At 71.3% G+C, this 22,953-nt stretch carries 19 protein-coding genes; 16 read left to right on the top strand and 3 right to left on the bottom strand.

Annotated features, from left to right (window positions below; genetic code table 11):
* The first annotated feature begins 12 nt into the window (after positions 1-12).
* The 11 genes from AC0T5L_RS06805 to dapB all read left to right on the top strand — a co-directional run bounded on the left by AC0T5L_RS06805 (position 13) and on the right by dapB (position 12,532).
* A complete protein-coding gene (locus tag AC0T5L_RS06805; RefSeq protein WP_476164524.1) occupies positions 13-1,839 on the top strand; it encodes an ABC transporter substrate-binding protein in 1,827 nt (608 codons plus the stop codon).
* Positions 1,836-2,906: an ABC transporter permease gene (locus AC0T5L_RS06800; RefSeq protein ID WP_476164523.1), complete on the top strand. Its 1,071-nt coding sequence runs from the start codon at positions 1,836-1,838 to the stop codon at positions 2,904-2,906. The genes AC0T5L_RS06805 and AC0T5L_RS06800 overlap by 4 nt, the downstream gene beginning before the upstream one ends.
* Complete coding sequence (locus AC0T5L_RS06795; RefSeq protein WP_476164522.1) at positions 2,903-3,895, top strand: ABC transporter permease; 993 nt, start codon at positions 2,903-2,905, stop codon at positions 3,893-3,895. The genes AC0T5L_RS06800 and AC0T5L_RS06795 overlap by 4 nt, the downstream gene beginning before the upstream one ends.
* On the top strand, positions 3,892-4,914 hold the full coding sequence (locus AC0T5L_RS06790) for an ABC transporter ATP-binding protein (RefSeq protein WP_476164521.1): 1,023 nt from the start codon (positions 3,892-3,894) through the stop codon (positions 4,912-4,914). Before AC0T5L_RS06795 ends, AC0T5L_RS06790 begins: the two co-directional genes overlap by 4 nt.
* Complete coding sequence (locus tag AC0T5L_RS06785; RefSeq protein WP_476164520.1) at positions 4,911-5,984, top strand: ABC transporter ATP-binding protein; 1,074 nt, start codon at positions 4,911-4,913, stop codon at positions 5,982-5,984. The genes AC0T5L_RS06790 and AC0T5L_RS06785 overlap by 4 nt, the downstream gene beginning before the upstream one ends.
* 169 nt (positions 5,985-6,153) lie before the next feature.
* Complete coding sequence (locus AC0T5L_RS06780) at positions 6,154-7,071, top strand: arylamine N-acetyltransferase family protein (protein ID WP_476164519.1); 918 nt, start codon at positions 6,154-6,156, stop codon at positions 7,069-7,071.
* Positions 7,072-7,287: 216 nt separating this feature from the next.
* Positions 7,288-8,541: an ergothioneine biosynthesis glutamate--cysteine ligase EgtA gene (egtA, locus tag AC0T5L_RS06775; protein ID WP_476164518.1), complete on the top strand. Its 1,254-nt coding sequence runs from the start codon at positions 7,288-7,290 to the stop codon at positions 8,539-8,541.
* A 41-nt stretch (positions 8,542-8,582) separates the two neighbouring features.
* Positions 8,583-9,929 (top strand): ergothioneine biosynthesis protein EgtB, encoded by a 1,347-nt coding sequence (gene egtB, locus AC0T5L_RS06770; RefSeq protein WP_476164517.1) that lies wholly within the window; start codon positions 8,583-8,585, stop codon positions 9,927-9,929.
* The gene (gene egtC, locus AC0T5L_RS06765) at positions 9,929-10,666 is read left to right on the top strand and encodes an ergothioneine biosynthesis protein EgtC (RefSeq protein WP_476164516.1); all 738 of its coding nucleotides are present in this window, start codon (positions 9,929-9,931) and stop codon (positions 10,664-10,666) included. Before egtB ends, egtC begins: the two co-directional genes overlap by 1 nt.
* Before the next feature lie 68 nt (positions 10,667-10,734).
* A complete protein-coding gene (gene egtD / locus AC0T5L_RS06760; RefSeq protein WP_476164515.1) occupies positions 10,735-11,709 on the top strand; it encodes an L-histidine N(alpha)-methyltransferase in 975 nt (324 codons plus the stop codon).
* 79 nt (positions 11,710-11,788) lie between these two features.
* The gene (gene dapB / locus AC0T5L_RS06755) at positions 11,789-12,532 is read left to right on the top strand and encodes a 4-hydroxy-tetrahydrodipicolinate reductase (RefSeq protein WP_476164514.1); all 744 of its coding nucleotides are present in this window, start codon (positions 11,789-11,791) and stop codon (positions 12,530-12,532) included.
* 133 nt (positions 12,533-12,665) lie between these two features.
* Here dapB and AC0T5L_RS06750 read toward each other — a convergent pair whose 3' ends face one another.
* From AC0T5L_RS06750 to AC0T5L_RS06740, 3 genes are all read right to left on the bottom strand, one after another.
* Positions 12,666-13,349: a class I SAM-dependent DNA methyltransferase gene (locus tag AC0T5L_RS06750; RefSeq protein WP_476164513.1), complete on the bottom strand. Its 684-nt coding sequence runs from the start codon at positions 13,347-13,349 to the stop codon at positions 12,666-12,668.
* A 206-nt stretch (positions 13,350-13,555) separates the two neighbouring features.
* On the bottom strand, positions 13,556-14,428 hold the full coding sequence (locus AC0T5L_RS06745; protein ID WP_476164512.1) for a 1,4-dihydroxy-2-naphthoate polyprenyltransferase: 873 nt from the start codon (positions 14,426-14,428) through the stop codon (positions 13,556-13,558).
* 132 nt (positions 14,429-14,560) lie between these two features.
* Entirely contained in the window at positions 14,561-15,115 is a 555-nt protein-coding gene (locus tag AC0T5L_RS06740; RefSeq protein WP_476164511.1) for a GNAT family N-acetyltransferase, read from the bottom strand.
* Positions 15,116-15,211: 96 nt separating this feature from the next.
* Between AC0T5L_RS06740 and AC0T5L_RS06735 the strand changes: the two genes are divergently transcribed.
* The 5 genes from AC0T5L_RS06735 to AC0T5L_RS06715 all read left to right on the top strand — a co-directional run bounded on the left by AC0T5L_RS06735 (position 15,212) and on the right by AC0T5L_RS06715 (position 22,816).
* Positions 15,212-15,592 carry a phage holin family protein gene (locus tag AC0T5L_RS06735; RefSeq protein ID WP_476164510.1) on the top strand — a complete coding sequence of 127 codons (381 nt, stop codon included), beginning with the start codon at positions 15,212-15,214 and terminating at the stop codon, positions 15,590-15,592.
* A gap of 337 nt (positions 15,593-15,929) precedes the next feature.
* Positions 15,930-16,901 carry a 4-hydroxy-tetrahydrodipicolinate synthase gene (gene dapA / locus AC0T5L_RS06730; RefSeq protein ID WP_476164509.1) on the top strand — a complete coding sequence of 324 codons (972 nt, stop codon included), beginning with the start codon at positions 15,930-15,932 and terminating at the stop codon, positions 16,899-16,901.
* The gene (locus AC0T5L_RS06725; protein WP_476164508.1) at positions 16,898-18,583 is read left to right on the top strand and encodes a ribonuclease J; all 1,686 of its coding nucleotides are present in this window, start codon (positions 16,898-16,900) and stop codon (positions 18,581-18,583) included. The genes dapA and AC0T5L_RS06725 overlap by 4 nt, the downstream gene beginning before the upstream one ends.
* Before the next feature lie 204 nt (positions 18,584-18,787).
* The gene (locus AC0T5L_RS06720) at positions 18,788-21,304 is read left to right on the top strand and encodes a DNA translocase FtsK (RefSeq protein WP_476164507.1); all 2,517 of its coding nucleotides are present in this window, start codon (positions 18,788-18,790) and stop codon (positions 21,302-21,304) included.
* 219 nt (positions 21,305-21,523) lie between these two features.
* The gene (locus AC0T5L_RS06715) at positions 21,524-22,816 is read left to right on the top strand and encodes a helix-turn-helix domain-containing protein (RefSeq protein WP_476164506.1); all 1,293 of its coding nucleotides are present in this window, start codon (positions 21,524-21,526) and stop codon (positions 22,814-22,816) included.
* Positions 22,817-22,953 lie beyond the last annotated feature (137 nt).

Here is a 22,953-nt window from a genome sequence, read left to right as displayed (position 1 = left end):
CAGGGGCCGCACATGGACTCCCACCGCATTTCTTCCGGCACCCTTCTCCGACGCGCGGCCGCCACGGGCGTTGCGCTGCTGCTCGTCGCGGGCACCGCCGCGGCGGACGAGGGCGACCGCGACACCCTCACGATCGCCATCTCCCAGCAGGTGGACTCGTTCAACCCCTTCACGGCCCAGCTCGCCGTCACCACCAACATCCTCCGCCACGTCTACGACTCCCTCATCACGATCGACCCCGAGACGAACGAGCCCGCGGCCTCGCTGGCCACGTCCTGGGAGGCGAGCGACGACGGACTCACCTGGGTCTTCGATCTGCGCGACGACGTCACCTTCTCCGACGGTGAACCCCTCACCGCCAGCGACGTGGCCTGGACCTTCACCACGATGATGGAGAACGAGGAGGCCTCCATCGCCAACGGCAGCTACGTCTCCGGCTTCAGGCTGGTCACCGCCCCTGACGACCACACCGTGGTCGTCGAACTGGACGAGCCCCAGGCCACCATGACCTCCCTGAACGTCCCGATCGTGCCCGAGCACGTCTGGGAACCGCTCCTGGAGGAGGGGGGCGACGCCTTCGCCGAGTACGGCAACGAGGACTTCCCGACCGTCGGCAGCGGCCCCTTCGTCCTCGCCGGGCACGACCGGGGCAGGTCCATCACCCTGGAGGCCAACCCTGACCACTGGCGCGGCGCCCCCGGCTTCGACGAGATCGTCCTGCGCTACTACTCCGAGAAGGACGCGGCCGTGGAGGCCCTGCGCGGCGGCGAGGTCTCCTTCGTCTACGAGCTCACCCAGGCCCAGGCCAACGCCCTGGAGTCCGCCGAGAACATCCACGTCAACAGCGCCGACGGCAAGCGCTTCCAGGCCTTCACCACCAACCCCGGCGCCGTCACCCAGGACGGCGAGGAGTTCGGCGACGGACACCCCGCCCTCGCCGACCGCACCCTGCGCCAGGCCATCGCCATGGCCATCGACAACGAGGAGATCGTCGACAAGGCGCACGGCGGCCAGGCCGTCGCGGCGGGCGGCTACATCCCGCCCCGCTACGCCGACTTCCACTGGGAGCCCGAGGGCGGGGAGGCCGCCTTGGACTTCGATCCCGCCGCCGCCAACACCATGCTCGACGAGGCCGGATACGAGACGGGCGACGACGGCGTGCGCGTCTCACCCGACGGCGACCGCCTCGGACTGCGCATGCACGTCCACCAGGACCGTCCCGCCAACGTCAACGCCGGACTGATCCTGGTCGAGCGCCTCGCCGACATCGGCATCGAGGTCGAGAACCTCACCGTCGACCCCGGCGTACTCAGCGACGCCCTCTACGCCGGCGAGTACGACCTCATCTTCACCGGGTGGACGGTCAACCCCGACCCCGACTACGTCTTCGGCATCCACACCTGCGGAGCCCTGCCCACCGAGCCCGGAACGATGCAGGGCGACGCCTACTTCTGCGACGAGGAGTACGACGAGCTCTACGAGGCCCAACTCGCCGAGTACGACCGCCCCGCGCGTGCCGAGCTCATCCACCAGCTCCAGGAGGTCCTCTACCGCGAGGCCGTCGTGAACGTCCTCGCCTACCCCAACATCCTGGAGGCCTACAACACCGACCAGATCGCCTCCATCCAGTACGAGCCCGCCGAGGGCGGCAACATCTGGGGCCAGGAGGGCTACTGGGCCTGGTGGTCCGCCGAACCCGCCTCCGCCGAGGCCGGAGCCTCCGCAGCCGGGCTCTCCACCGGGGCCTGGATCGGTACCGGAGCCGTCCTGGCCGTCCTCGTCGCCGCCGGAGGCTTCCTGCTGTTCCGCCGACGCGCCACCATGGAGGACCGCGAGTGACCAGTACTCCCACCACGGTGGGCGACCCGCCCGGGCCCGGGGCGGACGACGCCTCCGTCCCGCCGGACCCCGCCGGGCCCGGCCGCCTCCGACGCGTCACGCGCTACGTGGCCGGACGCCTGGCGACCGCGGTGGCCTCCCTGGTCGCCGTGGTCGTCGCCGGGTTCTTCCTCTTCCGGATCCTGCCGGGCGATCCCGTCCGCGCCATGACCGAGGGCCGCGAGGTCACCGCCGAGCAGCGCGAGGAACTGCGCCGCCAGTTCGGACTCGACCAGCCCCTGTGGCAACAGTTCCTGGACTACGCGGCCGGACTGCTCCGCCTCGACCTCGGCACGTCCTTCCAGTACCGCGAACCGGTCGCCGACCTCATCCTGAACCGGCTCGGCCCCACGGTCCTGCTCGCCGGGACCGGCACGGTGGCCGCCGCGCTCTTGGGCCTGTTCCTCGGCGCCCGCGCCGGATGGCGGCCGGGCAGCCGTGGAGACCGGGCCAACACCGCCGTGGCCCTGTTCTTCTGGTCGGTGCCCACGTTCTGGCTCGGCCTGCTGCTCGTCGTTCTGCTGGCCTCCGGGCGCGGGTTCGTGCCCGGCCTGTTCCCCACCGGAGGCATGGTCGACCCGGACGTCGGAGGGCCCCTGGAGACCGTGTTGAACACCGCCTGGCACATGGTGCTGCCCGTCACCACCATGGTCGCGGTCATCTACGCCCAGTACCTGATGATCATGCGCTCCTCGCTCATGGACGAGAAGGGCGCCGACTACCTCACCACCGCGCGCGCCAAGGGCCTGCGCGACACCCTGGTGCGGCGCAGGCACGCCGTGCCCAACGCACTGCTGCCCACGGTGACGCTCGTCTTCCTCAACCTCGGCCAGGTCGTGTCCGGCGTGATCCTCGTGGAGACGGTGTTCTCCTGGCCCGGCCTCGGACAGCTCTTCTACTCCGGCCTGCGCGTGCCCGACCTCGGCCTCGTCCAGGGCCTGTTCGTGGTCTTCGCGGCCTCGGTGATCCTCATGAACCTTCTCGCCGACCTGGTGTACCCGCTGCTCGACCCCCGGGTGCGTCCGTGAGCGCCCCCGCCGGGACACCCGGCACCCCGGAGACCAACGGGACCGGCCGAGCGGGGCGGGCCGACGGCCCCGCGACGCCGGTCACCCCGGGCTCACTCGCCCGCAGGCGCCGACGCGAGGCCCTGCGCCGCTTCGCCCGTGAGTACGCCCGCAACCGTGCCGGGCTGCTCGGCCTGGCCGCGCTGCTGGGCATCGGCGTCCTGGCGCTGAGCGCCCCGCTCTTCGTCGACCAGGCCGAGCTCACCGTCACCGGCGCACCCGGCGCCGCCTACCAGCCGCCCAGCGCCGAGTACCCGCTCGGCACCGACAACTTCGGCCGCTCCATCCTGGACCTGATCGTCTGGGGCTCGCGGGTGTCGCTCTCAGTGGGCTTCCTGGCCACGGCCGTCTCCGTGGTCCTGGGCACCCTGGTCGGGATGACCGCCGGGCACTTCGGCGCGTCCGGCGGCGCCGGGAGAATCGTCTCCTCGGCGCTCATGCGCGTCACCGACTGGTTCCTGGTCCTGCCCACCCTGGTCCTGGCCGTGGCCCTGGCCGCCGTGCTGCCGCGCGGCACCGGCACCATCGTCATCGCCATCGGCCTCACCGTCTGGCCCGCCACCGCCCGGCTGGTGCGCGCCCAGACCCTGGCCGTGGAGGCCCGCCCCTACGTGGAGCGGGCCCGGGCTCTGGGCGGCGGCCACGTCCACGTCATGGCCTGGCACGTCCTGCCCAACGTCATGCCGGTCGTACTCGCCCAGACCACCCTGCTCGTGGCCACCTCGATCATCGCCGAGTCCACGCTGGCATTCCTCGGCGTGGGCGACCCCACCACCGTGTCCTGGGGAGGCATCCTGGAGGCGGCCCGCAACGCCGGTGCGATCAGCTCCGGGATCTGGTGGTACATGGTCCCGCCGGGCCTGGCGATCGCCCTGGTCGCGCTGTCCTTCACCCTGTGCGGCCGGGCCCTCGAATCCGTCATCAACCCGCGACTCCGGGAGCAGCGTTGACCTCCCTGCTCGACGTCCGCGATCTGCGCGTCACCTACCGCACCGGCGGCGGCGACGTCCCCGCCGTACGCGGTGTGGACCTGGCCCTGGACCCCGGCGACACCCTGGGCCTGGCGGGGGAGTCCGGCAGCGGCAAGTCCACCGTCGCCCTGGCCCTGCTGCGCCTGCTGCCCGGAACCGCCGGTGTCACCGGCGAGGTGCTGCTGGAGGGCGAGAACGTCCTCGACATGCGCTGGGGCCGTTTGCGCGCGGTGCGCTGGGCGGGTGCCTCCATCGTCTTCCAGGGCGCCATGCACTCACTCAACCCGGTCCGGCGGATCGGCGACCAGATCGCCGAGCCCATGGCCGTCCACGGCACGGTCCCGGCGGGGGAGATACCCGCCCGGGTCGCCGCGCTCCTGGAACAGGTCGGCCTGCCCGCCTCACGCACCCGTGACCACCCCCACCAACTGTCCGGCGGCCAGCGCCAGCGGGTCATGATCGCCATGGCCCTGGCGTGCGAGCCCCGCCTGGTCATCGCCGACGAGGCCACCACCGCCCTGGACGTGATGATCCAGGCGCAGATCCTGGCCCTGCTGCGGCGGCTGGTCGCCGAGCACGGTATCGGCATGCTGATGATCAGCCACGACCTGTCCGTGCTGGCCTCCACCTGTGACCGGGTCGCGATCATGTACGCGGGCCGGATCGTGGAGCAGGGCCCGGCCCGGGAGGTCGTCCACGAGCCCGCGCACCCCTACGCCAGCGCGCTCAGCGCGGCCTTTCCCCGCATAGGGGACCCGGAATCGCGTCTGGCGCCCCGAGGGCTGCCCGGCGATCCACCTGATCCCGCGAACCCTGTCGCGGGCTGCGTGTTCCGGCCGCGCTGCGCGGTGGTGGAGACCGTGTGCGCCACGGTCGATCCGCCCCTGTGGCCGGTGGACCCTGACGCCGAGGGCGCCTCCACCCGGCAGGCCGCGTGCGTGCACGTGGGCCCCGCCCGACCGCTGACGGCCGCCCCCACAGAGGAGAAGCGCCCTTGAGTACCACGGAGACCGACTCCCACGAGACCCCACCGGCCTCCGGCGGCGGAACGGCCCCCGTCCTGAGCGCCCGGGGGGTGGAGGTCGCCTTCGCGGCCGGGTTCGCCCCCGGCGGCAGCCGGGGCACCGCACACGCCGTGGACGGCGTCAACCTCGACATCGCCGCGGGAGAGATCGTGGCGCTGGTGGGGGAGTCCGGCTGCGGCAAGACCACGCTGGCCCGGGCTCTGCTGGGCCTGGAGCGGCCCACGGGCGGTGACGTGGTGTTCGAGGGCGACCCGTTGCGCTACGGCTCCCGTGACATGCGCGGCTACCGGCGCCGGGTGCAGTTGGTACAGCAGGACCCCACCGGGTCGCTCAACCCGCGCCGCACCGTCTACGAGTCCGTGGCCGAGGGGCTGCGCATCCACGAGGGCACCACCGCCGACGAGGCCGACCGGGTCGGATCGGCGCTGGCCAAGGCGGGCCTGCGCCCGCCGGAGCGGTTCTACGCCCGCTATCCACACGAGCTGTCCGGAGGCCAGCGCCAGCGCGTGGTGATCGCGGGCGCCCTGGTGCTGGATCCCGAGGTGCTGGTCGCCGACGAGCCGGTGGCCTCCCTGGATGCTTCGGTGCGCGGCGAGATCCTGCGCCTGCTCCTGGACCTGCGCGCCGACCTGGGGTTGTCGGCCCTGGTGGCCACACACGACCTGGGGCTGGCGTGGAACATCGCCGACCGGGTCGCGGTGATGTACCTGGGCCGGGTGGTGGAGCTGGGCACGGTGGAGGAGGTCCTGTCCGCGCCCGCCCACCCCTACACCCGGGCCCTGCTGTCCGTGCTGCCGGAGGCGGACGGCGAGCCGGTGGTGCTGTCCGGCGAGCCGCCGGATCCCAAGCGCGTGCCACAGGGGTGCCGGTTCCACCCGCGCTGCCCGGTACTGGCATCCGGTGAGGCAGAGCGGGCGGGGATCGCCGACCACTGCCGCACCGTGGACCCGGCGGTCCTGGAGGGCCGGGCCGAGCGGCGGGTGGCCTGCCACTGGGCGGCGGCCGACTCGACCGGCAGGATCAGGGAGGCCGACTCCGGCTGAAACCGGGTGCGGGTCCGTCGCCGCGGGCGTCTCCACGACCGCGCGGGGCGCTGACCGCGGACGTCTCCACGATCGAGCGGGACACACCCGCCCGCCCTGGCCGAACCCGGCCACGGGGAAGGCACACCGTGCCGGAATAGCGCTTCCGCGGGCCAAGTTCGGGATCGATATGTCATCCGAATCCCCGGCCTCCGGCCCAGACGTCTCCGCTCCCGCGCCCCGCCCGGAACGCTTCACCACCGACCGCGACTTCTGGCACGGCGGGGAACTGGACCTGGACGCCTACCTGGCCCGCGTGGGCCTGTCCGGTCACCTGACGCCCACCCTGGACACCCTGCGCACCGTGCACCGCGCCCACCTGGCCGCCATTCCCTTCGACAACCTCCAGATCGTCCTGGGGCGCCCCGTCCCGCTGGACGTGCCCTCACTGGTGGACAAGATGGTCCGCCGGCGCAGGGGCGGGTACTGCTACGAGCAGAACCTGCTGCTGGCGGCCGTGCTCGACCGCCTGGGCTTCACCGTCACCGGGTTCGCCGCCCGTGTCCTGTCCGGCGGCTCCGGAGGCCCCCACCCCTCCACGCACTCCCTGCTCCGGGTGGACCTGGACGAGGGCCCGTGGCTGGCCGACGTCGGCTTCGGCGGCGGAGGCCCGCTGGATCCCCTGCCCTTCACCGACGGGCACCAGGAGGTCCAGGGCGGGTGGGGCCTGCGCCTGGACCGCGTGGCGGAGGTGGGCGAGGACGAGTGGCTGCTGCGCTCCTTCGACGGCCGCGAGTGGCACCCCATGTACTCCTTCACCACCGCCGCGACGGTGCGCCAGGACTACGCGATCTTCAACCACTACCTGGTCGACAACCCGCGCTCGCCGTTCCGGGGCCGGCTGATGGTCCAGCGCATCGGTCCCGGCGTACAGCACCGGCTGGCGGACACCACCCTGACCACGACCGCCCCCGACGGCACCAGGGAGGAACGCGAAGTGCCCGTGGAAGAGATGGGACAGCTGCTGGAGGAGGTGTTCGACATCGGTCTCGACCAGGAGGAGCGGACGATCGTCGAGAAGCGCGTCCGGGAGTTCACCAGCATGTGACCGACTTCACAATCACTGTGGGTCGGGGGCCACCGGCCCACCACGAAACTCCCCTGCCAGCTGGCGTTCCGGTGCCGAAACAAACCTTCCATATCAGGAGTGTCGGGGCCTCTTCGAAGATTCATGGGCATTTCGCACGTTCGGTCTGACAGCGCCGCGGGCAAAACCCTGAAGGCATCACCCGGCAACGGTGGCCGCTTTCGAGGGAGCAGCTTCATGGCCCAGATGACCACGGAAGATGTTCACGAGTACATCAACGGCATCTGCTTCAAGACCGGTCCGCCAGGAAAGGTCGGAGCCGAGACCGAATGGCTGGTAACCGACCCGGCCGACCCGACCGCACCCGTTTCCGTCGACCGCCTCGCGGCTCTGGTGGAGGCCAACGGCCCCCCGCCCGCGGGAAGCAGAGTCACCTTCGAACCCGGCGGGCAGCTCGAACTCAGCTCGCCCGCCCTTTCCGGGCCGGCACGGGCCCACGAAGCGCTCTCCACCGACCTGGACCACGTAGGCAAGGCCCTCGCCGAATCCGGGCTGTACCTGGCCGAGACCGCGCTCGACCCCGTCCGCCCGCCCCGGCGCCAGCTCCGACAGCCCCGTTACACGGCCATGGAGCGGTTCTTCGCCAACCACCGCCATTCCAGCGGCCACACCATGATGTGCAGCACCGCTTCGCTCCAGGTGTGCTTGGACACCGGCGCGGACGCCGCTGACGTCCGGGCCCGCTGGGAGCTCAGCCACCGGCTCGGTCCCGTGTTCGTCGCCGTCTTCGCCAACTCCGCCCTCTGGCGGGGCCGCCCCACCGGGTGGAAGTCCGCACGGTGGGCCATCTGGGCGACCATCGACGCCACTCGCACCCGTCCGGTCCTGGACCGGGGCAGCCATCCCGACCCCGCCACGGCGTGGGCGGAGTACGCGCTGGCCGCGAGGGTCATGGCGGTCCCCGAGTGCCTCGACACGGGCACACCCTGGGCCGCGGACCCCGGCATCACCCTCGCTCAGTGGATCGATGGGCAGGGTCCCCGCCCGGTCACCCGCGCCGACCTGGGGTTCCACCTCAGCACGCTCTTTCCACCCGTGCGTCCGCGCGGCTGGTGGGAACTGCGCATGATCGACGCGCTTCCCATGCGCTGGTGGCCGGTGCCGGTGGCACTCGCCGCCGCTCTGGCCGACGATCCCCGCGCCCGTGCCGTGGCGGAGGAGACCACCGAGAGGTTGTGCCGGGGACGCTTCCCCGACCGCCGCCTGTGGATGCGCTCCGCCCAGCACGGCGTCGCCGACCCAGGTGTCGCCCGGTGCGCCCGGGCCTGCTTCGACGCCGCGGCCGAGGCCCTGCCGCGCATGGGCGCCGCCGCCCTGGCCGCCCTGGTCGATGACTACGCCGACCGCTACACGCGGCGGGGGCTCAGCCCCGCCGACACGCGGCCGCACGTGCCCGCGCCGCGCCCCGCGCGCGAACGGGACCTCGCGTGAGGACCCGCGAACCCCGACTCCGGACACGCTGGAGGACCACGGTGAACCACGAACAGGAGCGCGCCAAGGAGCGCATCGCCGAAGAACTCGACCGCGGCAGGCGCCGCAGCAACGGGCTGACACTCGACGCCCTCGACGACGGGGAGCTGCTCGCCCAGCACTCGCCCCTGATGTCGCCGCTGGTGTGGGACCTGGCACACGTCGGCAACTATGAGGAGCAGTGGCTGCTGCGGGCCGCCGGGGGCCGCGAGGCACTGCGCCCCGACATCGACGGCCTCTACGACGCCTTCGAGAACCCGCGTTCCGAACGTGTCGGACTGCCGCTGCTGAACCCGGAGGAGGCACGCGGGTACAACGACCGGGTGCGCCGTGAGGTGCTCGACGCCCTGGACTCGGCCGACCTCGGCGTGCCCGGGCCACGCGGCGCACCCGAGGGCCGGCGCTCCCTGCTGGACGCCGGGTTCGTCTTCCACATGGTCATCCAGCACGAGCACCAGCACGACGAGACCATGCTCGCCACCCACCAGCTCCGCGAGGGCGCGCCCGTCCTGCTGGAGGACACCGCCGACGTCGCCACACTGCGCCCGCCCGTCCAGGGCGAGGTACTCGTGCCCGAGGGCGGGTTCACCATGGGCACCGACGACGATCCCTGGGCCTACGACAACGAGCGCCCGGCCCGCGTCGTCGACCTGGGCCCCTACTGGATCGACACCGCACCCGTCACCAACGCCGCCTACCAGGAGTTCATGGACGACGGCGGATACCAGAACCGTCGCTGGTGGAACCGTGACGGGTGGGAGTGGAAGGAGAGGAGGGGCGCCGTCTCTCCCGCCTTCTGGAGCCGTGAGGGCGACGGATGGTCCCGCCGCCGGCTCGGCCGCCGCGAGATGGTACCCGCCGACGAACCCGTGCAGCACGTGAACTTCCACGAGGCACAGGCCTACGCCGCGTGGGCGGGCAAACGGCTGCCGAGCGAACCCGAGTGGGAGAAGGCCGCGCGCTTCGACCCGCGCACCGGACGCTCGCGCCGCTACCCGTGGGGGGACACCGAACCCGGGGCCCTCCACGCCAATCTGGGCCAGAGCAGGCTCGGCCCCTCCACGGTCGGGAGCCATCCCGAGGGGGCGTCCCCGCTGGGCGTGCACCAGCTGATCGGTGACGTGTGGGAGTGGACCTCCACCACCTTCACCGGCTACCCGGGGTTCAGCGCCTTCCCGTACCGCGAGTACTCGGAGGTGTTCTTCGACGACGGGTACAAGGTGTTGCGGGGCGGCTCCTGGGCCACCCACGCCACCGCGGTCAGGTCCACGTTCCGCAACTGGGACCACCCGATCCGGCGGCAGATCTTCAGCGGATTCCGTTGCGCACGCGACGTGGAACCCGCCTGATGTGCCGCCACCTCGCCTATCTGGGGCCGCCGCGCACGGTGCACGACCTGCTGTACGCGGCGCCCCACTCGCTGCACGTCCAGTCCTGGGCGCCGCGTATGCAGGAGTACGGCACCGTCAACGCCGACGGGTTCGGCGTCGGCTGGTACCCCCGAGGGGCCGTTGAGCCGCTGCGTTACCGCCGTGCGATGCCCATGTGGGGTGACGCCTCCTTCGCCGACGCCGCCCGCGCCATCACCTCGGGATGCGTGGTGGCCGCCGTCCGCGACGCCACTCTCGGGTTCGGCTCCGAGGAGTCGGGGACCCAGCCCTTCCGCGCCGACCGGCTGCTGTTCAGCCACAACGGCGCGGTCAAGGACGACGAGGCGCTCGCCGCCGCGTTCTCCTCGCCTCCGCCGAGAGGTGCGCTGGACGCCCGTGCCGCTTTGGACTCCGCGCCCCTGTTCGCGCACACCGTGCGGCTGTGGCGGGCCTCGGCAGACCTGGCCGGAACCCTGGCCAGCGTGGTCCGCCAAGCCCGGGAGCGCTCTGAGGGCCGCTACAACCTGCTGGTCAGCGACGGCGAGACACTCGTCGGCACCGCCGCCGGAGACACCCTGTTCACCCTGCGCGAGCCCGACGGAGGGGTCTTCCTCGCGTCGGAGCCCTTCGACGACACGCCCGGCTGGCGCGAGGTCCCCGAGGACTCGGTGGTCGTGGCCACGGGGGATCGCGTCGAGACCCGCCCGATGGACTGAGCGCGGACCCGCCCACCTCTCGCCCCACGCACCTGTCCCGGGCACACCCTGAGGACATAGGAGGCACTATGTTCCGGATCGATCGAAACCTGACCGCCGACGATCTCGACAAGGCACTGCGCGCGGACGTGGCCGAAGGGCTGACCGTGCGGCCCAAGCGGCTTCCGCCCAAGTGGTTCTACGACGAACGCGGCAGCGCCTTGTTCGAGGAGATCACCGCACTGCCCGAGTACTACCCCACCCGTGCCGAGCGCGCCATCCTGGAACTGCGGGCCGACGCCGTAGCCGAGGCGGCCGACGCCGAGGCGCTCATCGAGCTCGGCTCCGGATCCGGGTTCAAGACCCGGCTCCTGCTGGACGCCATGAGCCGTCACGGCCGCCTCGCCCGTTTCGTGCCCGTCGACGTCAGCGGCGACTTCCTCGCCTCCTCCGCCCGCAGCGTCGCCGACGAGCACCCCGGTCTGGACGTGCACGCCGTCGTCGGCGACTTCGAGGAACACCTCGGACTGCTGCCCGTCAGCGAGAACGGCGGACGACAGCTCCTGGCCGTCCTGGGCTCCACCATCGGCAACCAGGAACCCGGCCCGCGCGCCGCCTTCCTCCGGGGCATCCGCGGCGTCCTCGGCCGCGGGGACTCGTTCCTGCTCGGTGTCGACCTGGTCAAGGACGCCGCCCGCCTGGTCGCCGCCTACGACGACGCACAGGGGGTGACCGCAGCCTTCAACCGCAACGTCCTCAACGTCATCAACCATCGGCTCGGCGCCGACTTCGATCCCGGCGCCTTCGACCACCTGACGCGCTGGAACGCCGAGCGGGAGTGGATCGAGATGCGGCTGCGCTCCCGGACCGACCAGCGAGTCCGGGTCGCCGACCTGGACCTGGACGTCGACTTCGCCGCGGGTGAGGAGATGCGCACCGAGATCTCCGCCAAGTTCCGCCGAGAGGGGCTGACCGCTGAGCTGGAGGCCGCCGGGTTCGCCCCCGTCCACTGGTGGACCGACCCGGACGGGGATTTCGCGCTCGTCCTGGCCGCTGCCCGCTGATCCCGGCTCCGGGGCCGCGTCCCCTCACCTCAGCGGCCGCCCCGGTGCCCGGGGCGGTGCGCTCCTGTACGCTCGTGCCGTGTTCAAGGTAGGAGTTTTCGGCGCCGATGGGCGCATGGGGTCAGAGGTCGTCAAGGCGGTTCAGGGCGCCGACGACATGGAACTCGTCGCAGGCGTGGACAGCGCCGACGAACGGGACGCGGTGCTTGGGGCCGACTACGTCGTCGACTTCACCCACCCCGACATGGTGATGGACAACCTGGAGTGGCTCATCGCCCAGGGGATCCACGCCGTCGTGGGCACCAGCGGCTTCGACGAGGCCAAGCTGGAGCGCGTGCGTGCCATGCAGGCCGCCAAGCCCGGGTCCAAGGTACTGATCGCCCCGAACTTCGGCATCGCCGCCGTGCTGATGATGCACTTCGCGAGCAAGGCCGCGCCGTACTTCGATTCCACCGAGATCATCGAACTGCACCACCCCAACAAGGCCGACGCCCCCAGCGGTACCGCCTACCGGACCGCCGAGCTGGTCGCCGGGGCCCGTCGCGAGGCCGGGACCGAGCCCATGCCCGACGCCACCACCTCCGAGATCCCCGGCGCCCGCGGCGCCGATGTGGACGGTGTGCGTGTGCACGCGCTGCGCATCAGCGGGCTCATCGCCCACCAGGAGGTCGTGTTCGGCGCGGCCGGGGAGACCCTCAAGATCCGGCACGACTCGATGAACCGGACCTCCTTCATGCCCGGCGTGCTGCTGGGCGTGCGCGGGGTGGCCGACCTGCCCGAGCCGCTCACCGTGGGCCTGGACTCCCTCCTCGGCCTCGACTAGGCAGATGCCTGGGGCGCGGCCCCATCGTTGTCCGGGCGCTCACCGCGCGGGCCCCGACGGCCGCGCGTGCGAACGGGGCCGCGTCCCGGAACAGGGACGCGGCCCCGCGCGCCTGTCGTCGGCCGTCAGCGCCCTAAGCGCCGCGGCGGCAGGTGAGGAACACCTGGACCTCGGGCCGGGCGCCCTCGGGCTCGTAGGAGACGATCTTCTCGTCCTCCACGATCAGTCCGGCGCCCTCCACCACCCGGCGCAGTTCCTCGCGCGGGTAGCCCGACACCCGGATGTCCGAGCCCAGGAACGGGATCGCCGCGTCGTCCAGGTCGGCCTCCACCATGGACAGGCACAGCAGTCCGCCCGGTGCCAGGGAGGCGCGGATACGGCTCAGTGCCTCGGGGATACGCGCCTTGGGCAGGCACAGCAGGGAGAAGAACGCCACGATGGCGTCGTAGGAGGCCTCTATCGGTTCCAGATCGAGGATGTCGGCCCGGACGAACGTCGCCTCCGGCACGTTCTGACGGGCGATCTCGATCATCCGCTCGGAGATCTCGTAACCGGTGACCCGTGCACCTGCGGCCACCAGCTGTCTGGTGGTGGGCACGCCCGTACCCGACCCCAGGTCGAGTACGTGCGCGCCGGGCGGCAGGAGGTCCAGCAGCCGCCGTACCCGGTCCTCCTGGCCCTCCTTTCTGGGGAAGGCCTCGTCGTAGCGTTCACCGATCGCGTCGAACGCGGCGGCCTGCCGGGCCGATCGCTCCGCCCACGCCTGCGGGTCCGGAGCTTGTTCGAGGGGATCGGGGGAGGTGTCCTCGTTGGGCACGGTGCCATCTCTTCCTGCCGTGTCGTACGCGCCTGTCGGGGTGAGCGGCATCCTACTGCGCCAGAACGAAGCGGAAGGCCACCGTCCGGCCAACCGCACGCCCCTTGAGGCCCGAACAACGATGGGGCCGCGCCGCAGGATCACCGTTGGGGGCGACGGGCGGGCGAAGCGGAGCGGCGCCCCGAAGAAAGCACTGCCGGCTCCTGCTATCCCAGCAGCAGCGCGACCGAGAACAACGTGCCGAAGGCCATCTGTAGCTTCCCGGTCTCTCCCAGGCCCAGCACCAGGTCACGGCCGGACTGGCCGCCCAGCACACGCCGCAGCGGCGGCACCGCCAGAGGTACCGACAGCAGCACCAGGGGCGTCCACCAGGACAGCGGGGTCAGTGTCAGCGCCGCCGCGTAGGCGACCGTGACCGCGGCCGCGTACAGGCGGCGGGTGCCCGTCTCCCCCAACCGCACGGCCAGGGTGATCTTGCCGGTCTCGCGGTCGGTCGGGATGTCGCGCAGGTTGTTGATCACCAGTACCGAGCAGGACAGCAGCCCCACCGGTACCGACGCCACCCACGCCTGCCACGGTGCGGAGCCCAGCTGCACGAACACCGTGCCCACCACGGCCACCACGCCGAAGAACACGAACACCGAGACCTCGCCCAGGCCCCGGTAGCCGTACGGGGTACGGCCGCCGGTGTAGTACCAGGCCGCCGCGATCGCCAGGGCGCCCACCAGCAGCAGCCACCACGACGAGGCCGCCACCAGGACCAGGCCGACCACACCGGCGAACGCGAAACTGCCCAGGGCCGCCGCCAGCACCTGTTTCGGCGCGGCCAGGCCGGTCGCGGTCAGACGGACCGGGCCCGTCCGCTCCTCGGTGTCGGTGCCCTTCACGCCGTCGCTGTAGTCGTTGGCGAAGTTCACGCCGATCTGTAGCGCCATGGACACCACCAGGGCCAGCAGCGCCTTCCACCAAACGAACCCGTCCAGGGCGAAGGCCAGGGCCGTACCGACCGCCACTGGCACGACGGAGTTCGGAAGCGTACGGGGGCGCAGCCCCGAGACCCATTCACTGACCGTGGCCACGCGCCGGCCCCCTCCGCTCGACGACGGCACGTCCCACCCGGTGCGCGCCGAAACAACCACCTCACAGTAGTCCCTGCCCAGGCCTGACCCCAATCCGCGTCCGCGGTATCCGCCGGGCGAGGAGAGGACGGCTCAGGCGGAGATCGCCGCGTGCAGACGCACCATCGGAAGGAGCTTTCCCATGTCGATCTCGCGGCGGGCTCCGTCCGGCCGCCACCCGGCGGCCTCGAGGAACGCGCGCAGCGCGTTGTCGTCCTCGGGCACCCACACGTGCACGGTGCCGAAACCGTCGTCCACCAGGTGTTCCACGCACGCGTTCACCAGGCGGCTGCCGTGCCCCTGGCGCGTTCGCGCGGGGTCCACGTGCAGGGCGAACACCTCCGCGTCGGTGGCGGGCCACAGGTCCGGGTCCCCGGCCGGACCGAACGCGGCGAACCCTGTCACCGTCCGCACGCCGTCGACCTCGTCGGTGGAGACCACCAGCCTGTGTCTGGAGGTCGGCGGAGACTGCAAGGCCGTGGTCCACTGTTCACGGAACTGCTCACGGGCCTCCTCGCCGCCCAGCGCCCCGGCTACCTCCTCGGGCAGCAGCGCACCGTACACCGCCTGCCAGGAGGCCACCTGGACGTCGACGACGGTGTCCACGTCGGTGGCGCGGGCGGGACGGACGAACTGGGCACTGGACACAGTGGGATCTCCTTAGGGGGCGGACGACACGCCTGAAGGCAAGGTCACCTACGCCGGAGTTTCCGGACCTTGCCATGGCATGCGAACATCTACGTTGTGAGCCTCATTATCAGAGTTATCGTGAACGCGCTCGCCCTTTGGGCGGCTGTCTTCCTGATCGACGGGATCGATGTCACGGCGCAGGACACGGTCGGCCAGATCCTGGTCTACCTCGCCGTCGGCGCGATCTTCGGCGTCGTCAACGCGGTCATCAAACCGATCGTCAAGGCGGTCGGGTGCCTGTTCTATGCTCTGACCCTGGGCCTTATCGGCCTGGTGGTGAACGCGCTCCTGCTCCTGCTCACGGACTGGATCGCCGGGTTGTTCGACCTGCCCTTCCACATCGAGGGGTTCTGGCCCGCTTTCTGGGGTGCGATCGTCGTCACCATCGTGAGCTGGCTGCTGAGCATGTTCCTGCCCGACGGCGGGGAAGACTAGCTGTTCCACACCATCCCGTCCGCCCTGACCTGCGTGCGGACCCCGGGCCCGGCCGGATGGTACGGGCCCGGGACGGGTAGTTTCACATTTCAAGGCCATCAACCTCGACCTACGAGGACGGTGGCCGGACGGGACCCGGTCCCGCGCCCCCAGGGGCACCACAGATCTTCCCCGCGACCGTCGCGCATTCGCCGGTCGCGGTGGCGGACACGCAGCGCCGCCCAACCCCGTGCACCGCGCACGGAACATCCACCGCTGCCGACTCACACCGAGAGGAGGAGGGGCTACCACGGACCCCACCGCCCGCGGGCGGCGGTCCGCACGCCTTTCACACACGATGGTGGACACGAAGAACCGCCCGTTCGGCAAGATGTTGACCGCGATGGTCACCCCAATGCTCGAGGACGGGGAACTGGACTTCGAGGGCGCGGCCAGACTGGCCGCCTACCTCGTCGACGAACAGCACAACGACGGCCTCGTCATCAACGGCACCACCGGTGAGTCGCCCACGACCAGCGACGATGAGAAGGACCGCCTGGTCAGATCCGTGGTGGAGGCCGTCGGCGACCGCGCCACGGTCGTCGCCGGTGTCGGCACCAACGACACCCGCCACAGCATCAGGCTGGCCAAGGCGGCCGAGAAGGCGGGGGCGCACGGCCTGCTGGCGGTCACCCCGTACTACAACAAGCCGCCACAGGAAGGCCTCATCCGGCACTTCACGTCGATCGCCGACGCCACCGAGCTGCCGGTCATGCTCTACGACATCCCGCACCGAACCGGGACGCCGATCGCCTCCGAGACCCTGGTCCGCCTGGCTGAGCACCCGCGCATCGTGGCCAACAAGGACGCCAAGGACAACCTCGGTGCCAGCTCCTGGGTCATGGAGCGCACCGACCTGGCCTTCTACTGCGGCACCGACATCCTCAACCTGCCGCTGCTGTCCGTGGGCGCCGCCGGGTTCGTCAGCGTCGTCGGCCACATCGTCGGCTCCGATCTGCGCGACATGATCGACGCCTTCGAGAACGGCGAGGTCGGACAGGCCCTGGCCATCCACCGCCGCCTCACTCCGGTCTACACCGGGATGTTCCGCACCCAGGGCGTCATCACCACCAAGGCCGTCCTCAACCTGTTCGGACTGCCCTCAGGCCCGGTCCGCACACCGCTCGCGGACGCCTCGTCCGAGCTCCAGGCCCTCCTGCGCGAGGACCTGGCGGCCGCGGGTGTCAAGGGCCCGATCGGTCTGGCCCCGCACCAGGCCGTCCCGGCCAGCGCTGTGCGCATCGAGCGCCTCACGGAAGGATCGGTATGAGCCATCCCCACCCCGAGCTGAGCCCGCCTCCGCCCCTGGGCAAGGACGCCCTGCGGGTCGTCCCCCTGGGCGGTCTCGGCGAGATCGGCCGCAACATGACGGTCTTCGAGTACGGCGGTCGTCTGCTCATCGTGGACTGCGGTGTGCTCTTCCCCGAGGAGGAGCAGCCCGGCGTCGACCTGATCCTGCCGGACTTCGACTACGTCCGGGGCAGGCTCGACGACATCGAGGCGATCGTGCTCACCCACGGGCACGAGGACCACATCGGCGGTGTGCCGTTCCTGCTGCGCGAGCGGCCCGACATCCCGCTCGTCGGCTCCAAGCTCACCCTGGCGCTGATCAGCGCCAAGCTGGGCGAGCACCGCATCAAGCCGGAGACGTTCCTAGTGGAGGAGGGCGAGCGACACGACTTCGGTCCCTTCGACCTGGAGTTCTTCGCCGTCAACCACTCCATCCCGGACGCGCTCGCCGTGGGCATCCGCACCCCGGCTGGGACGGTGCTGCACACCGGTGACTTCAAGATGGACCAGTTGCCGCTGGACGGCCGCCTGACCGACCTGGCAGGGTTCTCCCGGTTCGGCGACGAGGGCGTCGACCTGCTGCTGTCGGACTCCACCAACGCGGAGCAGCCCGGCTTCATCGTCAACGAGCGCAACCTGACCGAGGCCATCGACAAGGTGTTCCGGCAGTCCGAGAAGCGCATCGTGGTGGCCTGTTTCGCCTCGCACGTGCACCGCGTCCAGCAGGTCATCGACGCCGCCGTCCAGCACGGGCGCAAGATCGCGTTCGTGGGCCGCTCCATGGTCCGCAACATGAACATCGCGCGCGACCTGGGCTACCTGAGCATCCCCGGCGACACCATCGTCGACGTCAAGCAGCTCGACCAGCTGCGCCCGGACGAGGTCCTCCTGGTGTGCACGGGCTCGCAGGGCGAGCCGATGGCCGCGCTCAGCCGGATGGCCAACCGGGACCACCAGATCCGGATCGAGGAGGGCGACACCGTCCTGCTCGCCTCCTCCCTGATCCCGGGCAACGAGAACTCGGTCAACCGGGTGATCAACGGGCTGACCCGCTGGGGCGCCAACGTCGTCCACAAGGGCAACGCCCTGGTGCACGTGTCCGGGCACGCGCCCGCGGGTGAGCTGCTGTACGTGCTCAACATGGTGCGTCCGCGCAACTTCATGCCGGTACACGGCGAGTGGCGGCACATGCGCGCCCACGCCGACCTGGCCAAACTCACGGGTGTGCCCAGCGGCCGCATCGTGATCGCCGAGGACGGCGTGGTCGTCGACGTGCACAAGAACCGTGCCAAGATCTCCGGCGCGGTGCAGGCCGGTTACGTCTACGTGGACGGCTCCTCGGTCGGCGACGTCACCGACGCCGCGCTCAAGGACCGCCGCATCCTCGGCGAGGAGGGCTTCATCTCCGTCGTCGTGGCGGTGGACTCCACCACGGGCAAGATCCTGGGCGAACCCGAGATCCACACCCGGGGCGCCGGCATAGGGGCCGACGCCTACGACGACGCCATCGACAGGATCCAGGCCGCCCTGGACAAGGCGGCGCGGGACGGGGTCAGCGACCCCCACCAGCTGCGGCAGCTCATCCGCCGCAACACGGGCCGCTGGGTCAACGACACGTACCGGCGCCGTCCCATGATCATTCCCGTCCTGGTCGAGGTCTGACCGGGAAGGCGACACGTCGAACGGCCCGAGGCGCGCTCCGCGCCCCGGGCCGTTCGCGTTCCCAGGGGCCCGTCGCCGTGCGGGTCGGGCGACACGCCGCCCCGGTGGGGGCGGGCGGGGTGGACGTCCCAGTAGGCTTCCCGCCGTGGCGGGCCGTTCTGCCCGACCGCCCGAGCGACCCCGTCCTCCTGGAGGTGACCCCCGATGGCCACGCGCGCCTCCTCCGGCGGTTCCGGACGTAAGAAGCCCGCCGCGCGCAAGCCCGCGGCCAGGAAGCGTATGCCCGACGGGCCGATCGCCTTCGCCGTCACCATGTTCGGCCAGTTCCTGCTGGTGATGTGGAAGCTGGTCGCGCACACCGTCGGCGGCGCCGCCCGCGCGGTCGGCCGCAGCGCCCGGGGCCTGGACCCCGACCTGCGCCGGGACGGAGCCGGGCTGGTCCTCCTCGCGGCGGGGGTGCTCATCGCCGCCGCGGTGTGGTGGCGCAGCGACGGGCTGCTGCTGGAGTACACCCGCATGGTCGTGGTCGGCGGATTCGGCACGTTCTCCCCGATCCTGCCGCTGCTGTTCCTGCCGATCGCGGTCAAGCTGATGCGTACCCCCGGCAACAGCAAGGAGGGCGACGCCGGACGGCTGTTCATCGGCTTCACCGCGATCATGCTGGGCCTGCTCGGCCTGATCCACATCGCCCACGGCATTCCGCAGCCCTCCGACGGCCTGGAGGCGCTCCAGGAGGCGGGCGGGCTCATCGGCTTCGTCGCCTCCGGGCCGCTCAGCGCCGTCGTCACCTCCTGGCTGACCGGGATGCTGCTGTTCCTGGTACTGGTCTTCGGCGTCCTGGTGGTCACCGCCACCCCCATCCGCCGTATCCCCGAGCGCCTACAGACCCTGTTCACCGTGCTCATGGAGCGCGACACCGGCCCCGACTCGGGGCTCGGCGTCCTGGGCGCCGACGCGGAGAGGAAGACCGCCAAGCCGCAGGGGCGCAAGCCCCGGAAGAAGGCCGGCGGGGCCGGGAGCGTGGCGGGCGACCACGAGCGCCCCTACGACAGCCCGGTGCTGCCCGACAAGCCCGCGGCCGCGCTCACCGGAGAGGAGAAGAAGCCCGCGCTGTCGGCCGGGACCGAGGAGACGGGGACGGCCGAGGAGGCCGGGGCCGGGAGGAAGGCGGCGCGCGGAAAGCGTGCGGAGGTTCCCGACCCCACACCGGCGCCCGCCACCACCGAGCAGATGACCATCCCCTCCCGCGTGGTGGAGGGCGACTACGAGCTGCCCGCACCGACCATGCTCAAGCCCGGCAGCCCGGTCAAGCCGCGCACCAAAGCCAACGACGAGGTCGTGGCGGCCCTGTCCGGGGTGCTGACCCAGTTCAACATCGATGCCGATGTCACCGGTTTCACCCGGGGGCCGACGGTGACCCGCTACGAGATCGAGTTGGGCCCGGCGGTCAAGGTCGAGAAGGTCACCGCCCTGGCCAAGAACATCTCCCTGGCCGTCAAGAGTGTCGACGTGCGCATCCAGTCGCCCATCCCCGGCAAGTCCGCGATCGGTGTGGAGATCCCCAACACCGACAAGGACATCGTGAGCCTGGGCGACGTGTTGCAGTCCTCGGCGGCGACCTCGGACGACCATCCCATGCTGGTGGGCCTGGGCAAGGACGTCGAGGGAGCCAACGTGGTCGCGAACCTGGCCAAGATGCCGCACGTGTTGGTCGCCGGTGCCACCGGCGCCGGTAAGTCCACCTGCATCAACGGGTTGATCAGCTCGCTGATGATGCGCGCCACCCCCGACGAGGTGCGGATGATCCTGGTCGACCCCAAGCGGGTCGAGCTGACCATGTACGAGGGCATCCCGCACCTGATCACCCCCATCATCACCAACCCCAAGCGGGCCGCGGAGGCCTTGCAGTGGGTGGTGGGGGAGATGGACCGCCGCTACGACGACCTGGCCTCCTCCGGATACCGGCACGTGGACGACTTCAACGCCGCGGTGCGCACCGGTGAGCTGACCGCCCCGCCCGGCAGCGAACGCCAGTACGAGCCCTACCCCTACCTGCTGGTGATCGTGGACGAGCTGGCCGACCTGATGATGGTCGCGCCCCGCGACGTGGAGGACGCCGTCGTGCGCATCACCCAGCTGGCCCGCGCCGCCGGGATCCACCTGGTACTGGCCACCCAGCGGCCCAGCGTCGACGTCGTCACCGGCCTGATCAAGGCCAACGTGCCCTCCCGTCTGGCCTTCGCCACCTCCAGCCTGTCCGACAGCCGCGTCATCCTCGACCAGCCCGGGGCCGAGAAGCTGGTCGGCAAGGGCGACGCCCTCTTCCTGCCGATGGGCGCTGGCAAGTCCATCCGCCTCCAGAACGCCTGGGTGGGGGAGAAGGAGATCCGGTCGATCGTCGACCACTGCAAGAAGCAGTCCGAGCCCAGCTACCGCGAGGACGTGGCGGCCCCCGCGGTCAAGAAGAAGGAGATCGACGAGGACATCGGCGACGACCTCGATGTACTCCTGCAAGCCGTCGAGCTGGTGGTCACCACCCAGTTCGGGTCCACGTCCATGCTCCAGCGCAAGCTGCGCGTCGGCTTCGCCAAGGCGGGCCGCTTGATGGACCTCATGGAGAGCCGCGACGTGGTCGGCCCCAGCGAGGGCTCCAAAGCCCGCGACGTGCTTGTCGCCCCCGACGATCTGCCCGCCGTCCTGGAGGACATCCGCGGCTCCTGACACGCCCGGAGCCGCAGGTGGGTTCCGGTTGCGTCAGGAGTAGCCATTCGGGCCCCGTGTCACGGACTTTCCCGAACCTCCACTCGCATCCCCTAAAAACACGCCTGCCCGATTTGGTGTGATCTTGGTGGCTTCATGGGGCGTGGTGGCCTGCACAAACACCCTTTGAGCGGGCAGAGTAGATCTCGGCACACACGCACAGTAGCGGGGGGAGTGCGCATGGCGACGATCGGGCAAACCCTGTCCGCCGCCCGAGTCGCGGCGGGGTACACGGTCGCGGATCTCAGCGCCCGTACACGTATTCGGGAACCTGTTCTCATGGGCATCGAGCAGGAGGACTTCGTCCCCTGCGGAGGGGACTTCTACGCACGCGGTCATATCCGCGGCATCTGCCGCGCGCTCGGCCTGGACCCGGCATCGCTTCTGGCCGAGTACGACCGCGAGCACGCGACAGGCGCCATACCCGCCTTCGTGCCCCCGCAGCGCCATCCGGCGGCCACGCCCGAGGGAATCCGGGCGGCAGCCGCGACACGCGCTGCGGCGGCCGCCAAGGAGAAGGGGCAGGCCCCGTCCTCGACGCACCGCTTCGGAGACGACGACTCCGGTGTCGGCGCCCAGCGCTGGGGCCACTTCGAACGCGGGCAGATACTGGGGCACCCGCCCGAGAGGGAGGGACCCCGGAGTGCCTGGCCCGCGCGGGCCCCCGGGCCCCGCGACGCCGGGGAGGGGCGTCGCGGCGGGCACCGGGCCTTCGAGGGCGGCGCCGCACATGGCGGGCCGGTGAGTGGCGTGCCCGCGCAGGAGGAGCCTGAGTATGGCGGGCCGGTGAGCGGCGTGCCCGCGCAGGAGGAGCCTGAGTATGGCGGGCCGGTGAGCGGCGTGCCCGCCCACGGGGAGCCCGCTCACGGTGGACCGATGAACGGAGTGCCCGTGTACGGCGGGCCGGTGAACGGCGTACCCAGGGGCGGCAGGCACGCCGGAGGCGGTAGGGCCCGCGACGGCAGGTCCGCGTCGCGCCCCTTCGCCGCCGGTGCCCGCTACCAGGGAGGTGAGGCGGTCCGGCGCCACTGGCCCTGGGCCGTCGTCTGCGCCCTCGTCGTCCTGTCCGTCCTCATCGGCGTCCGTACGTGGCAGGACTGGGACGCGGGCAACCCGCTGCGGGCCGCCTTCGACTCATCCGCCAACGAGGGGACCGTGGACTCCTCCGTGCGTCCCGGCGGCACGGACGGGGACGCCAACGCGGTTCCGCCGGAGCCGGCCGAGTTCACCGTCGAACTCGCCGCTTCCACGCGCAGCTGGATCGAGATCACCGAGGCCGAAGGCGAGGATCTGTACGTCGGCTTCCTGCTGGAGGGTGAGAAGCAGGACTACGTGACCGAGGAGAACCTCGACCTGTGGATCGGGGACGCCGGGGCGGTCAGCGTCACCGTCAACGGTGAGGAGCTCGAACCCCTCGGACTACCCGGGGAGGTCAAGGAGGTCACCATCGGCGCGGACGGCCTGGTCCAGTGACAACACCGCATGCTGCCAGGGGAGACCCGGGCCGGAGTACGGGCGGGGAGCCGCTCAGGGTAGTGTTGGGGGCTGCGGGCGGCGCTATGCGACGCCGTGCCCCGAGCGCGGTCCGACCGTTCCGGTCCGGCCCCCCG

This window comes from Nocardiopsis sp. TRM 82005, assembly GCF_056312425.1.
Note: the sequence above shows the minus strand (reverse complement) of the source record. Positions and strands in the feature narration are given on the sequence as shown.

Coding starts and splice junctions, on each gene's coding strand:
- dapA (WP_476164509.1), top strand. CDS start 15,930: ATGGTGGACACGAAGAACCGCCCGTTCGGCAAGATGTTGACCGCGATG.
- egtA (WP_476164518.1), top strand. CDS start 7,288: ATGGCCCAGATGACCACGGAAGATGTTCACGAGTACATCAACGGCATC.
- egtD (WP_476164515.1), top strand. CDS start 10,735: ATGTTCCGGATCGATCGAAACCTGACCGCCGACGATCTCGACAAGGCA.
- AC0T5L_RS06715 (WP_476164506.1), top strand. CDS start 21,524: ATGGCGACGATCGGGCAAACCCTGTCCGCCGCCCGAGTCGCGGCGGGG.
- AC0T5L_RS06725 (WP_476164508.1), top strand. CDS start 16,898: ATGAGCCATCCCCACCCCGAGCTGAGCCCGCCTCCGCCCCTGGGCAAG.
- AC0T5L_RS06780 (WP_476164519.1), top strand. CDS start 6,154: ATGTCATCCGAATCCCCGGCCTCCGGCCCAGACGTCTCCGCTCCCGCG.
- egtC (WP_476164516.1), top strand. CDS start 9,929: ATGTGCCGCCACCTCGCCTATCTGGGGCCGCCGCGCACGGTGCACGAC.
- AC0T5L_RS06720 (WP_476164507.1), top strand. CDS start 18,788: ATGGCCACGCGCGCCTCCTCCGGCGGTTCCGGACGTAAGAAGCCCGCC.
- AC0T5L_RS06805 (WP_476164524.1), top strand. CDS start 13: ATGGACTCCCACCGCATTTCTTCCGGCACCCTTCTCCGACGCGCGGCC.